Annotated in this window: 13 protein-coding genes; 5 read left to right on the top strand and 8 right to left on the bottom strand. The window is 63.0% G+C overall.

Features of this window, described 5'->3' with window-relative positions; genetic code table 11:
* Positions 1-44: 44 nt before the first annotated feature.
* Both IVB54_RS23775 and IVB54_RS23770 read right to left on the bottom strand, forming a co-directional pair.
* Positions 45-1025 (bottom strand): sensor histidine kinase, encoded by a 981-nt coding sequence (locus IVB54_RS23775; RefSeq protein WP_157643099.1) that lies wholly within the window; start codon positions 1023-1025, stop codon positions 45-47.
* Positions 1026-1252: 227 nt separating this feature from the next.
* Positions 1253-2299, bottom strand: a complete 1047-nt coding sequence (locus tag IVB54_RS23770) for an alpha/beta hydrolase (protein WP_026233795.1) — start codon at positions 2297-2299, stop codon at positions 1253-1255.
* Positions 2300-2605: 306 nt separating this feature from the next.
* On the opposite strand from IVB54_RS23770, the gene IVB54_RS23765 reads away from it, so the two are divergent.
* Both IVB54_RS23765 and IVB54_RS23760 read left to right on the top strand, forming a co-directional pair.
* The gene (locus IVB54_RS23765) at positions 2606-3280 is read left to right on the top strand and encodes a response regulator transcription factor (protein ID WP_007592584.1); all 675 of its coding nucleotides are present in this window, start codon (positions 2606-2608) and stop codon (positions 3278-3280) included.
* Between the two features lies 1 nt (position 3281).
* Positions 3282-4691: an ATP-binding protein gene (locus IVB54_RS23760; RefSeq protein ID WP_018459384.1), complete on the top strand. Its 1410-nt coding sequence runs from the start codon at positions 3282-3284 to the stop codon at positions 4689-4691.
* Between the two features lie 72 nt (positions 4692-4763).
* Here IVB54_RS23760 and IVB54_RS23755 read toward each other — a convergent pair whose 3' ends face one another.
* Complete coding sequence (locus IVB54_RS23755) at positions 4764-6065, bottom strand: M20/M25/M40 family metallo-hydrolase (RefSeq protein ID WP_039800683.1); 1302 nt, start codon at positions 6063-6065, stop codon at positions 4764-4766.
* 279 nt (positions 6066-6344) lie between these two features.
* On the opposite strand from IVB54_RS23755, the gene IVB54_RS23750 reads away from it, so the two are divergent.
* A complete protein-coding gene (locus tag IVB54_RS23750; protein ID WP_018459382.1) occupies positions 6345-7433 on the top strand; it encodes a TRAP transporter substrate-binding protein in 1089 nt (362 codons plus the stop codon).
* Positions 7434-7511: 78 nt separating this feature from the next.
* On the opposite strand, the gene IVB54_RS23745 is transcribed toward IVB54_RS23750, so the two are convergent.
* From IVB54_RS23745 to IVB54_RS23725, 5 genes are all read right to left on the bottom strand, one after another.
* A complete protein-coding gene (locus IVB54_RS23745) occupies positions 7512-9167 on the bottom strand; it encodes a TRAP transporter large permease subunit (protein WP_018459381.1) in 1656 nt (551 codons plus the stop codon).
* Between the two features lie 27 nt (positions 9168-9194).
* Entirely contained in the window at positions 9195-9776 is a 582-nt protein-coding gene (locus tag IVB54_RS23740) for a TRAP transporter small permease subunit (protein ID WP_018459380.1), read from the bottom strand.
* Positions 9777-9946: 170 nt separating this feature from the next.
* Complete coding sequence (gene moaA / locus IVB54_RS23735; RefSeq protein WP_018459379.1) at positions 9947-10972, bottom strand: GTP 3',8-cyclase MoaA; 1026 nt, start codon at positions 10970-10972, stop codon at positions 9947-9949.
* A 107-nt stretch (positions 10973-11079) separates the two neighbouring features.
* On the bottom strand, positions 11080-11577 hold the full coding sequence (locus IVB54_RS23730; RefSeq protein ID WP_026233794.1) for a hypothetical protein: 498 nt from the start codon (positions 11575-11577) through the stop codon (positions 11080-11082).
* 139 nt (positions 11578-11716) lie between these two features.
* Positions 11717-12406, bottom strand: a complete 690-nt coding sequence (locus tag IVB54_RS23725) for an HAD-IA family hydrolase (RefSeq protein ID WP_018459377.1) — start codon at positions 12404-12406, stop codon at positions 11717-11719.
* A 175-nt stretch (positions 12407-12581) separates the two neighbouring features.
* Here IVB54_RS23725 and rpiA point away from each other — a divergent pair, with 175 nt between their 5' ends.
* Positions 12582-13295 carry a ribose-5-phosphate isomerase RpiA gene (rpiA, locus tag IVB54_RS23720; protein ID WP_026233791.1) on the top strand — a complete coding sequence of 238 codons (714 nt, stop codon included), beginning with the start codon at positions 12582-12584 and terminating at the stop codon, positions 13293-13295.
* Between the two features lie 2 nt (positions 13296-13297).
* Entirely contained in the window at positions 13298-13816 is a 519-nt protein-coding gene (locus IVB54_RS23715; protein WP_018459375.1) for a DUF2059 domain-containing protein, read from the top strand.
* The last annotated feature ends 4 nt before the right edge of the window (positions 13817-13820 follow it).

Raw genomic sequence — 13820 nt, 5'->3', positions numbered from 1 at the left:
TCGCAGACGGGTGAGAGGAGTGGGCGCGGGGAATCAGCTGAACATCAATTCGCAAGACGGTCTTTGCTCATGCGCAGGATGACCACCACACCCTCTTCCGACCAGTCAAAAGTTATGGTCCCGCCAAGCTGGGCGGCCATACTTCGGTGCACCAACTGGCTTCCAAAGCCTTCGAGCTTTGTTGGAGCGACAACGGGGGGACCACCCCGCTCCGTCCACTTGACCACGACCTCGTCCTCGTGAGCGTTGCACGATACGTCCAGGGTGCCACTTGAAAGGGACAGCGCACCGTATTTCGCAGAGTTGGTTGCCAGTTCATGCATCACCAAGGCGAGTGCTGTGCTGGAAGCCTCTCCCACGTTCATCTTGGGGACCGAGACACGAATACGAACGCTGGCTCCTTCCTCATCGTACGGCGCAAGCAGAACAGAGATGAGGTCTCCGAGAAGCGTCCCTTCTCTATTTCGTCCCGGTACCGGGCGCACAAGGTCCTGAGCACGTCCAAGAGCGATCAGGCGACTGGTCAGCTCCTGGGCCATATCCTCTTTTGATGCTGCCGAGCGTGAGCTCATTTGCGTCAGCGCCGTTGCGACGGTGAGAAGGTTTTTCAGCCGGTGGCTCATCTCGCCCGCCAGGAGCTCGTTGGCTTCCTCGGCTTGCTTGCGTTGGGTGACGTCCAGGAAAATACCGAACATCGTTCGATCCGCGATGTCGGCATCGTCGCCCTGGCCCCGCGCGGAAATCCAACGGATATCGCTGCCGGTCAGAATACGAAAATCTATTTCGTAGGAGCCTACGACTGCGCGAGTAGCGGCAAATGCCGATCTCACCCTCTCGAGATCGGCAGGGTGGATGTTCTTGGACAGTATCTCGAACGTAATTTTCTGCTCGCCCTTGGGCACCTCCCAAAGGTCGTACGCGGGTTCATCCATGGTGATGGCGTCGGTATCAACGTTCCAGGACCATAGAGCGACACCGGCGGCGCGAGTGGCAGCCCGGAGGTGCTTTTCGTGCCACAAGGGCATCGTCACCTGGCTAGGAACCATTGTGCTTCGTTTTCCCGCTTTATCTGACCAATCGGCACCTCGGCCAACGGGCGATCGACAGATACCATACCCGGTCGAAAAGGTCTCCGTTCGACCGAGAGGGCGGGTTGAAGTGTGGTCCCGCGCCCGAGTTGGCTCAGAAGCGATCCTCCGCAAACGAGCCGTGAGGTTCGCCGACGGCGATCAGCGGCGTTGTTCGTGAGCGATTACGCGTTGCTTCGCGAAACGCCTGGGCCTTCCCTTCCATGAGTCAACACCGCCTCGGCAGCAGCTTCGTCGATGGCCGCCATCACATCAGCGGTTGCGGAATGATGAATCATGTGTCCCGCTCCGTCGATCCGGTGCAATTTGCTCTGCTTGACCTCGCCATGCAGCCTGACCGACTGCTTGATATCGATCAGACGATCGTTCTGGCCCGCGATAATGATCGTCGGCATCTTGAGTTCTGCATAAGTCTTCGAACCTGAGAATGCGGCGGAGATCAACATGGTCGCTTCGGCCGCTGTGGCCCGCATCTGTGATGGGCGCAACGCCATTTCTTTCGGAAAGCCGGCGAACTTGTTCGGGACCGGCCGGGGGCCAAACAGCTTGCGCAACATCGCGGGCCACATCATCCGACCGGCTAGCGGCGAAATCGTGGAGCTGATGACGTCCCCGACCACCGGTAGGGCGGACAGCACCGACGCCGCGCTGTCCGCGCGGGGAGTCGGGAAATAATAGCCCGAGGCCAATACGAGAGCCTGCACGAACGAAGGATGTCTTGTCGCCAGCGCAACCGCAACCGACGCTCCCCATGAATGGCCAAGGACAATCGCTTGAGAGACGCCCAACTGATCGAGGGCCTTCTTGAACAGGTCCGCCTGGGCATCCGGAGTCCAGACGACGTGCCTTGGCCGCGAGCTATGCCCAAAACCGGGACGATCGAACACCATGACCCTGTAGTTCTCGGCTGCGAGATCGATCAATCCACTCGAGACGAAATCCTGGACCATGCTCCCATTGCCGTGAAACAAGACCAGCGGCTTGCCTCTGCCGCGTTCCAAATAGTGCAGGCGAACCCCCTCGACGTCGATGAACCGACCCTGCGGAGGATTATCGCGTTGCGCTTTGTTCGCGAGCCGCCGGTTTATGATTGCGGTAGCCGCAACGAGGGTACCTGCGGCAGCAAACGCGGCGGCGCCTGGATGTCGCGTGATGGCGCTCAAGCAATCGGATAGAAGGGAGCTGGAACGTGTTCGTCGTGCAAGGCGCATGTGCATTACCTTAGGTGGTCTGCACGACGCCCCATCAAATGAGAAATGTTGCAGCTGAGTTGAACGGTTCGCGGGGGTGTTCGTTCCTCGGCAGGGCCGACGGCGGCGGGGCCCAAGGAGGTAAATTTCCGGGCCATCCGCGACCTCATCCGCTCGTGCCCGGACTGGCTTACAGGAACCTGACGGAAGGGAGCGGCCGGCCCGCCGGGTGCTTTTTCGCTGGCCGAGATGCCCCGGATGATGGAAGACAGCGAAGATGCGGCGGAAGCCGTGCGGTGACACCGGAACATCCCGCGGGAAAATGCGATGCGCCTTCTGATCGTCGAGGACAATGCCGAGCTGTCGCGGCTCGTTGCCGGCGGGCTGTCGGCGGCCGGCTATGAGAGCGACATCGTCGGCAGCGCTGCCGAAGCGCGCGAGGCGGTCAGCAGCGTCAGCTATGCCGCGATGATCCTCGACCTCGGACTACCCGACGGCGATGGCCTGTCGGTGCTGCGTGAGCTTCGCCGGCAGATGGAGCCGTTGCCGGTGCTGGTGCTGACCGCCCGCGGCGGCTTGCAAGATCGTGTCAGCGGCCTGCGCAGCGGCGCCGACGACTATCTCGCAAAACCGTTCGCGATGGAGGAGCTGGTGGCGCGACTGGAGGCGATCCTGCGCCGTCCGGGCCAGTTGCTTGGCCGCTCGCTGCGCCTCGCCAACCTCGTCTATGACACCGAGAGCCGCCAGATCTTCGTCGACGACCAGCCGCGCATCATCTCCGCGCGCGAGACCTCGGTGCTCGAGATCCTGCTGCGCCGGCAGGGGCGGGTGGTACCGAAGAAGAACGTCGAGGACCACATCTTCGGCCTCGATGGCGAGGTCGCCTCCAACGCGGTCGAGGTCTACGTCTCGCGGCTGCGCAAGCAGCTCGCCGAGCATGGCGCCAAGGTCGTGATCCACACCATCCGTGGCGTCGGCTATCTCATGGCCGAGGAGAAATAGCGTGGCCCGGATCGGATCTCACGCCGGATTCCGCGCCGGGATCCATGGGAGGTCGCCGACGTTCAAATCGCTGATCTGGCGCATCGTGTTCCTGCACATCGTGGCGGTCGCGGTGGTCGCGATCTTCCTGCCGCTGGTGCTGTTCTGGCTGCTCAATTCAGAGATCGACCAGCTGCATCGCGATGCCATGCGCGCGCAGGCCGAGGTGTTGGCCGAGCGCATCGTCGCCCAGCCCGACGGGCTGCTGACGTTCAACCTGCCGGACAGTCTCAAGGGCCTTTATTCAGAAGCCTATGGCCGCTACCAGTACGACATTCGCGATGCCGGGGGGAATCTGCTGTTTTCGTCGCGGCGCAAGACCGGCACTGCGGCGGCCGCGCCACCGCCGCTCTCCGAAACGATTTCCGGGGCTGGAGTCACCCGCACTATCGACGGCAAGGTGATACGCATTCGCGTCGCGGAGGACCTCGCGCACCGCGACGTCATCATCGACGACATCGTATCGAACTTCTTCCGGCGGGTCGGATGGATCACCATTCCGATCCTGCTGGTCCTGCTCGGCATCGACATCATCATCTTTCGCCGCGCTGTTGCGCCGCTATGGAAGGCCTCCGAGGAGGCGAGCAATATCGGCCCGGCGCGCACGGACATCCGCCTGCCGACGGAGCAGATTCCGCGCGAGATCATGCCGCTCGTCACCGCCGTCAACCAGGCGCTCGACCGCCTCGAGGACGGCTTTCGGGTGCAGCGGCAGTTCACCGCCGACGCCGCGCATCAATTGCGCACGCCGCTCGCGATCCTGCGCACGCGGATCGAGACGCTCGGCGATGGCGCCGCACGGCATGCGCTGCATGCGGACATCGAGGGCATGAGCCGCATCGTCGCGCAGCTACTGGAGATCGCCGAGCTCGACACGCTGGTGCTCGATCCCGGCGAGACCGCGGATTTGCGCGCGGTCTGCGCCGAGGTGGTCGGTTCGATCGCGCCGCTCGCGATCGCACAGCACAAGGATATCGCGCTGAGGGGCACCGAGGCGCCGGTGCTGATCCACGGCAATTCGGTGATGCTCCAGCGCGCGATCTTCAATCTCGCCGAAAACGCCATCAAGTTCACGGCAATGGACACGTCGGTCGATGTCGATGTGAGCGAGGATGGCGCGGTGCGCGTGCGCGATTGCGGGCCGGGAATCGCGGAAGCCGAGCGCGAATTGATCTTCCACCGCTTCTGGCGCGCCGACCGCCAGCGCAGCGACGGCGCCGGCCTCGGGCTGTCGATCGTGCGCGCCGTGGCGGATGATCACGCGGCGACGGTTGCGGTGGAGAATCTTCCGGGCGGCGGCGCGCAGTTCACGCTGCGGTTCAGGCTGGCGGAGAAGTCGGACGACCTTAATTTGAACGCAGTGCGGTACTGACGCGCCACCTTCTCCCGCATCCGCCTTCGCCAAGGCTTCGGCGGACATGAGGGGAGAAGGCGAAAGCGACGGCTATTTCAGCTTGCCGGTGGACAAATCCATGATCATGCGCGTGGTCAGATAGAGACGCGGCACGATGCTGTCGAGTTTGACATATTCGGCGTCGTTGGAATGCGCGCCGAAGCCCGACAGACCCATGCCTTCGACCACGGCTCCGCTGGTCTTGAGTGCGGCAAACGCCGCGTCGGTGCCGCCGCCGGTCGCCTTCTCGTCGACTTTGAGAGGCAGTCCGATCTCCTCATAGATCGTCTTGCCGTGGGCCGCGACTCGACGTGAGGCGTCGTTGGCCTCCAGCGGCGGACGGCGCACCTCGAATTTCAGCTCGACCTTGGACTCGGGCAGCAGGTGATTCTTGATCTTCTCCTGCAGTGTCTTCTCGAGCTCGTCGAAATCGGTGACTTTAAGTGCACGTGCGTCGGCCTGGGCCGTGGCCTCCGCGGGGATCACGTTGCGGTTGGTGCCGGCCTTGGAGACCGTCCAGTTCAGTTTCAGGCCCTGCTCTGGTTTGGACAGGTCCTTCATCTGCAGCAGCTGGTGGGAGAGTTCGTACAGCGCGTTGACGCCGCCCTCGGGCCGTGAGCCTGCATGTGACGACTTGCCCTGCACCGTGAGATAGGCCGAGCCGATGCCGCTGGTGGCCAGCCGCAGCGTGCCGTCGGTACCGCCGCCTTCAAAGGAGAACACCACATCCTGATCCGCAGCGAACCTGGTGATGGTGCTGCGCCAGCCCGGTGAGGAGATCTCCTCGTCGCCATTGGTGAGCACCGTCAGCGTGCCGTAATCCCGGAAGCTCAGCTTCTGCAGCAACGCCACGGTATGAAGAATGAGCGCGACGCCCTGCTTGTCGTCGGCAATGCCGAGGCCGTAGGCCTTGTCGCCGTCGATGCGGAACGGTTGATCCTTCAGCATGCCCTTCAGGTACACGGTGTCCATGTGGGCGATCAGCATGATCTTCTTGCTGCCGGTGCCCTTGAATACGGCGTGTACGGCCGGGCCGATCTTCTCGGGTGTGTCGTCGAGGCGATAGACGTCGGTGGGTTCGAGGATCTCCACCGTGCCGCCGAGCTGCTTGAGCTGGCCGGCAACGCGCTGGGCGATCTGGTTCAGACCTTCGACATCCTTGCTGCCGGATTCGATGCTGACGAGATCGCGCAGCGTATCGAGCAGCGGCTGCTGCTCTTTTTGTGCCAACGCATGGACGTCGGCCATGACATTCGCGCTCAGCTCAGCATGCGCCGGCATTGCCGCACATCCCAGCCAGAGCGACGCGATCAACGAACCAACGAGCGATGGAGCAGGGTAGGATCGCGACATGCGTGGCGGCCTTAGGTTGGGGGAATGGCGCGGTATGCCCGTGTTTCCGGCGCTTTTCACGTGCCCGGCGCGCCCGTCATGCCCGGCCGAGGCGGGCGTGATGGGAACGGCCAGGGCCGCGGCCGTCTAAGCCTAAAGTCGTAGGACCGGATGGCGCGGGAGCTGGGCATTTTCGTCCCTCACATCGTGAGGGATGGAAATCGGACGACACATGTTCCATGCTGGCCTCCAAGCCTCGGCAAGAAGGCCCATCGTCACAATCCATCAGGGTAGGACATCATGAAAAGACGAGATTTCATCAAGGTCACCGGGCTTGGTGCGGCGGGTGTCGCCACGCTCGCCGCTCCAGCGATCGCGCAGACGACGCCCGAGATCAAATGGCGCATGCCGACGAGCTGGCCGAAATCGCTCGACACGCTCTATGGCGGCGCCGAGATGATGGCCAAGATGGTCGCGGAAGCGACCGACAACAAATTCCAGATTCAGACATTTGCCGGCGGCGAGATCGTGCCGGGCCTTCAGGTGCTCGATGCCGTGCAGAACGGCACCTGCGAAATCGGCCACACCGCGTCTTATTATTATTTCGGCAAGGACCCGACCTTCACCTTCGGATCGTCGGTGCCGTTCGGGCCGAACATGCGCATCAACCAGGCCTGGTACACACTCGGCGGCGGCAGGGAGATTCTCAACGAGTTCTACAAGAAGTACAACGTCGTCTCGCTGCTTGCCGGCAACACCGGCTGTCAGATGGGCGGCTGGTTCCGCAAGGAGGTCAAGACGCCTCAGGACTTCAGCGGGTTGAAATTCCGCATCGGCGGCTTTGCCGGAAAGGTGATGGCCAAACTCGGTGCGGTGCCGCAGCAGATCGCCGGTGGCGACATTTATCCGGCGCTGGAGAAGGGCACCATCGACGCGGCGGAATGGGTCGGGCCCTATGACGACGAGAAGCTCGGCTTCGTGAAAGTCGCGCCGCATTATTACTTCCCGGGCTGGTGGGAAGGCGGGCCCATGCTTCTCGCCTTCGTCAACCAGGACAAGTGGAATGCGCTGCCGAAGCACTACCAGAGCATCCTCGAGCAGGCGGGGCACTACGCCAACAACTGGATGATGGCGAAGTACGACCAGTCCAATCCGCCGGCGTTGCGGCGCCTGCTCGCGGCCGGTGCCAAGCTGCATCCGTTCTCGCCAGAGGTCATGCAGGCCTGCTTCAAGGCGTCAAAGGAGCTGCACACCGAAGTCTCGGCCACCAACCCGGATTTCAAGAAGGTCTACGAATCGCTGACCGCGTTCTCGAACAACGGATATCAGTGGTTCCAGGTCGCCGAAGTCGGCTATGACAACTTCATGGCGCGCAACTCGCAGAGCTGATCGCAGAGCGCACGATCGGCCCAAACGAAAAAACCCGGAGCTTTCGCTCCGGGTTTCTTTTTGTAGGCGGGCCGGGCGCTATTGTTTCGGCTGGCCGAAGTCGAGCGGCGGCAGATCGATCTGGGGAATGTCGATCTTGATGCTGTTGGGATCGACGGTGGACTGCACACCCTTGTAGTGCATCACCATCGACGGGAACATGATCACGAGCAGCACCATGACGAGCTGGATGACGACGAACGGCACCGCACCCCAATAGATCTGTCCCGTCGTGACCGGCTCCATGCGTTTGCCGGTGACGCGGTCGGTATAGCGCTCCTTCGGCGCGACCGAGCGCAAATAGAACAGCGCAAATCCGAACGGCGGATGCATGAATGACGTTTGCATGTTGACGCCGAGGATGACACCGAACCAGATCAGGTCGATGCCGAGATGCTCGGCAGCCGGCCCGAGCAGCGGGATCACGATGAAGGCAAGCTCGAAGAAGTCGAGGAAGAACGCCAGCACGAACACGAAGGCGTTGACGAAGATCAGGAAGCCGATCTGGCCGCCGGGCAGGGATGTCAGCAGGTGCTCGACCCAGACATGGCCGCTGACGCCGTAGAAGGTGAGCGAGAACACGCGTGCCCCGACCAGGATGAAGACGACGAACGCGGACAGCTTCGCCGTCGATTCGGTAGCCTGACGGATCAGGTCCCAGGTCAGCCGCCGCTTCGCGGCTCCGAGAATGAGGGCGCCGGCTGCACCCATCGCACCGCCTTCGGTGGGCGTCGCGACGCCGATGAAGATCGTGCCCAGCACCAGGAAGATCAGGAATAGCGGGGGCACCATGACGAAGGTGGTCTGTTGCGCCATCTTCGAGAGGAAGCGGTAGCCCGTCAGCTTGTCGAGGACCCAGTTCGCGATGGCGACGAAGAACGCGAAGAGAATGCCGAAGAACATGCTGAGCACGACGAAGTCGGCGCCGTGTGTCTCCGAATTCCGCATCATGAACCAGCCGAAGACGCAGCTCGCCAGGAACAGCACGCCGAGCGACTTGAGGCCGCGGTCGCCGCTCTCCTCGCGGAAGCCGATCGCCTCCTTGGGAAGACCCGGCGCCGCCTTCGGGAAAATCATGGTCACGAGGAACGCGTAACCTGCATAGAGGCCGGCGAGCACCAGGCCCGGAATGAATGCGCCCTCGTACATGTCGCCGACCGACTTGCCGAGCTGGTCGGCCATCACGATCAGGACGAGTGAGGGCGGAATGATCTGCGCCAGCGTGCCGGAGGCCGCGATGATGCCGGTCGCCACGCGGCGGTCGTAGCCGTAACGCAGCATGATCGGCAGCGAGATCAGGCCCATCGAGATCACCGAGGCCGCCACGACGCCGGTCGTCGCCGCAAGCAGGGCGCCGACGAAAACCACCGCGTAGGCGAGGCCGCCACGGATGGTGCCGAACAACTGGCCGATGGTGTCGAGCAGATCCTCGGCCATGCCGGAGCGCTCGAGCACCAGTCCCATGAAGGTGAAGAAGGGAATGGCGAGCAGCGTGTCGTTGTTCATCACGCCGTAGACGCGCTCCGGCAGGGCCTGGAGAAAGTCCGGGTGAAATTGTCCGAGCTGAACGCCGATGATGGCGAAGAACAGGCCTACTGCGCCGAGCGAAAATGCCGCCGGATAGCCGAGCAGCAGCACGACGACGAGCGTCGCGAACATGATGGGCGCCAGATTGGCGATAATAAACGCGGTCATGACTTCCCCCTAAACCGTCGCCAACGGCTACTTCTTTTCGATCGCTTCGACGAGGTGCTCGACCTCGGCCTCCAGTGCGGACACCTGCGACTCGTGTGGGTCCGGGATCATGCCGCGCATGATCGCGATTCGCTTGATCAGCTCGGAGATGCCTTGAACGAGCAGGAGGGCGAAGCCGATCATGATCAGCGCTTTTGCCGGCCATTGTGGCAGGCCGCCCGCATTGCCGGATTGCTCGTTGATCTGGAGCGAGCGCAGGAAGAACGGTATTCCGGTCACGATCATGACAACGGTCAGCGGGATCAGGAAGAAGATGTGCCCGATGATGTCGATGATGTTGCGAGCCCGTTTCGGCATCATGCTATTGAAGATGTCGATCCGGATGTGCTCGTTGTCGAGCAGCGTCCAGGACGCGCATAGCAGGAACACGATGCTGAAAAGCACCCATTGCAGCTCGAGCCACGAGTTGGAGGACGTGTCCAATGTCTTTCGGATGATCGCATTCAGCGCCGAGATGACGACGGCGAGCAGGATCAGCCAAGCCAGACGCTTGCCCGTCCAACGTGTGAACGCGTCAATTCCATTGCTCAGCTTCAGGAGCGCTTGCAAGATTGGTCCTCCCCGATTTGCCCCGGCCGTCTTGACTGCGCCGAGTGGGCGCGTTGGCTTGTCTCGCCGCGCAGGCATGAGGCTGCCGCACCAAACCAGCGAGCGTGCCGCCAGTCAATCGGAAGTTTGTTGATAGTTAAGGGGAATAAGCCGCGGCCGGCCAGCCGATGTTAGCCGCCGGTGACGCTCATGTGCCTGGAGACGCTGGGGCGGTCGTGGCGGCGGTCGATAATGAAATCGTGGCCCTTGGGCTTCAGCCCAATGGCGCGGTCGATCGCATCCGCAAGCAGCGAATCGTCGTCCGATGCACGCAGAGGTTTGCGCAAATCGGAGGCATCCTCGTGGCCGAGGCAGGTGTGCAACGTTCCCGTGCAAGTGACGCGCACGCGATTGCAGGATTCGCAGAAATTATGGGTCATCGGGGTGATGAAGCCGAGCTTGCCGCCGGTCTCGGCGACGCTGACATAGCGCGCCGGCCCCCCGGTGCTCTCGGCCAGATCGGTCAGCGTGAACTGCTGGGCAAGGCGCGCGCGCACCAGCGACAGCGGCAGATATTGGTCGATTCGTCCCGATCCGATCTCGCCCATCGGCATGACCTCGATCAGCGTCAGCCCCATGCCCTTGCCGTGGGCCCAGCGCATCAGGTCGGGAAGTTCGTCCTCGTTGAGGTTCTTCAGCGCAACGGCGTTGATCTTGACTGCGAGGCCCGCGGCGCGTGCGGCCTCGATGCCTTCCAGCACCTTGTCGATCTCGCCCCAGCGGGTGATCTCGCGAAACTTCTGCGGATCGAGCGTGTCGAGCGAAACGTTGATGCGGCGGACGCCGCAATCAGCGAGTTCGCTGGCATGTTTCGCAAGCTGGGTGCCGTTGGTGGTCAGCGTCAGCTCGCTCAGCGCGCCGCTCTTGAGGTGCCGCGACAGCGAGCGCACCAGCGTCATCACGTTACGGCGGACCAGCGGTTCGCCGCCGGTGAGCCGCAGCTTCTTCACACCCTTGGCAATGAAGGCCGAGCAGAGCCGATCGAGTTCCTCCAGCGTCAGCAGGTCCGCCTTGGGCAGGAACGTCATGTCTTCCGACATGCAGTAGAAGCAGCGCAGGTCGCAGCGGTCGGTGACGGAGACGCGCAAATACGAGATGGTCCGTCCGAACGGATCGGTCATCGTGCTCGACAGGGGGCTCGCGGAAAGTCCGTTCATACCAAATGCCTTGTCACTTGCGGCAACGCGAGCAGTTTTGCTTCAGCGGTGTCCTGGAAGCAATCTAAGCATCGAATGCGTCAGAGACAAATGGGGGATGACGGAGGTCAGCGCTTGCCCGCGTTCGGATCGGGGAAAGGCGAGCCCGCAGCCGGTGCGGCAGCAGCCGGGGCGACCGCGGCCGCCGCCGGTTTCGGTTTCTTCGGGCGGTGCGGCTTGCGGACCGGTCTTGGCGGAACGGCCGGCTGGAGCTCCGCGAAAATCGGGTTGGGGTCGGTGGTGATCGAGGCGGGCGTGGTGAGGTCGCCGGGATTCTTGATGACATTCACCGGTACGCTCACCGGCTGGTATTTTGGGAGCGCGAAAGCGACCGTGAAGGGGGCGTCGGGGGCGGGAACCGCGACGGAGCAGGGCGTCTTGCAGCCGGCACCCAGTGAGGTCGTGGCGTCAGCACCCGGGGGATTGGATTCGAGCCGGACCTGCACGGTCGGCGGGGCCGATTTGAACATGTCCCAGGACGTCGAAGACATCGAGGAGCAGCCGGCAAGGGTCGCTGCTCCCAAGAGACTGACCCCAGCTAGCGCAATCGCAATGACACGACGCATGACCATCCACTTCTACTGCGACGAACCGCCACATCCCCGGACAAACTTAGGAGTGTCGTTCCGAACGAGCAACCGGCCGGCCGCACATCGTTAGTAGATGGTTAAAGCGGGATTCCGTGGAATAACTAAGCTATCTCAGCTACTTGAGACCTGCCTGCGCGGTCATCAGGCTGCTGGCGGCTGCCGGCAGGTCGCGCATGTGATGGATCAGCCGGTCCGGCTTCAACTCGGCAATCGGGACGTCCGTATAGCCGAAGCTGACCCCGATCACGGGAACTCCGGCGCGCCGGGCCACGCCGACATCGGGTCCGGCGTCGCCGACCATGATGCTGGCTTTCACCTCGCCGCCGGCCCGCGCCACCGTTTCCCGGAAAATGGTCGGATCGGGCTTCTGGACGCCAAAAGTGTCAGCGCCGCAGATCGCGGCGAAGCGCCGGCTCAGGTCGAGCTGATCCAGCAGGCGCTTCGACAACCATTCCAGCTTGTTGGTGCAGACCGCAAGGCGATGGCCCTGGGCTGCAAAATGGTCGAGCGCGGCCTCCAGACCCTCGAAGGGCCGGGATTCGACGGCGATATTGTCGGCGTAATAGCCGATGAAATCGGCCGTCATCCGGTCCATGTCGGCAACCGTGACGCTGCGGCCCTCGGCCTCCAGCCCCCGCTCGATCAGCTTGCGGGCGCCGGCGCCGATCATGTTGCGGGCCGAGGCCATCGGCACGGGCGGCAGCCCTTCGCGGTCGAGCACGTAATTGAGCGCGGTGATCAGGTCGGGCGCCGTATCCACAAGCGTGCCGTCGAGATCGAAGACGATGGTGTGGGAGGGGGTCATGGTCCAGCGCTACCGGCCCGGCCCCGCCCGCGCAAGGGCCGAAGCCATAAGATCACCTTATAAGGTGGGTCCGGAGGCCGGTTCCCCCAGACCCTGTTCTCCGAGGGAAAACGAGGCTACACAGGCCGCCGCGAGCCTATGAGGCAGCACACTCGTAATTCAGGGACGGCGCAACGTGAACATGGACCAGTTGAAGCGGCAGGCTGCGGCGCGCGCCCTCGAGGACGTCCGTGACGGCATGCAACTCGGGCTCGGTACCGGCTCGACTGCAAAACATTTCGTCGAGCTGCTCGGCGAGCGGGTCCGCGCCGGACTGAAAGTGATCGGCGTGCCGACCTCCGAGGCGACGCGTCTCGATGCAATCCGCTGCGGCGTGCCGCTGACCACGCTGGATCAGATCGATCATCTCGACATCACCGTCGACGGCGCCGACGAGATCGATCCCGAACTCAATCTGATCAAGGGCGGCGGCGGTGCGCTGTTGCGCGAGAAGATCGTCGCGGCCGCCTCGGATCGCATGATCGTGATTGCCGACGACACCAAATGGGTCCCGACACTCGGCCGCTTTCCGCTGCCGGTCGAGGTCATCCCGTTCGGGCTCGGCGCAACGCGACGCGCGATCGAGAAGGCGTTTGCGGAATGCGGCGTTTCCGGGCAGATGGCGGTCCGCAACGGCAAGGACGGCCACGTTTTCGTCACCGATGGCGGCCACTGGATCCTCGATGCCCAGCTCGAAAAGATTGAGGATCCCGCCCGCCTCGCCACGGCGCTGAGCGCGATCCCCGGCGTCGTCGAGCATGGTTTGTTCATCGGCTTGGCCAGCTCGGCTGTCTTGGCGGGTGGCGAGGGAATTCGCGTGATTGAACGGCGAAAGCCGAAAGGAGACTAGGAATGAAGAGCGTTTTGAAATTGTTGCCGGTCGCGACCCTCGCTGTGGGACTGGCCCTCTCGGTCGCCCCGGCCGGGGCCCAGCAGGCGGCTCCGCCGAAATCGTCGCCGACGGCCATCGCGGCCGCCAAGGAGATCCTCGCGATCAAGAGCGCCAGTGCGATGTATGCCAACGCCGTGCCCGGCCTGGTCGATAAGACCAGGATCGCGCTGATCCAGCAAAACCTCAACTATCAGAAGGATCTCACCGAGGTCGCCGGGGTCGTCAACCAGCAGCTGGCAGGCCGCGAAAAGGAGATCGGAGAAGGCATGGCGCAGGTCTATGCCAGCGAGTTCACCGAGCAGGAGCTGAAGGATCTCGTCACCTTCTACAAGTCGCCGCTGGGCAAGAAGCTGATCGAAGCCGAGCCGCGCGCGATCGGGCTGAGCATGGCCTTCATGAACTCCTGGGCTCAGAACTTCTCCGAGACCGTGATGGGTGCCTTCCGCGCCGAGATGCGCAAGCGTGGCAAGGAGATCTGACAGT

It is taken from the genome of Bradyrhizobium sp. CW1 (genome assembly GCF_023100665.1).
Classification (GTDB): domain Bacteria; phylum Pseudomonadota; class Alphaproteobacteria; order Rhizobiales; family Xanthobacteraceae; genus Bradyrhizobium; species Bradyrhizobium canariense_D.
The sequence above is the reverse complement of the archived record's forward strand: the minus strand, read 5'-3'. Positions and strand labels throughout refer to the sequence as shown.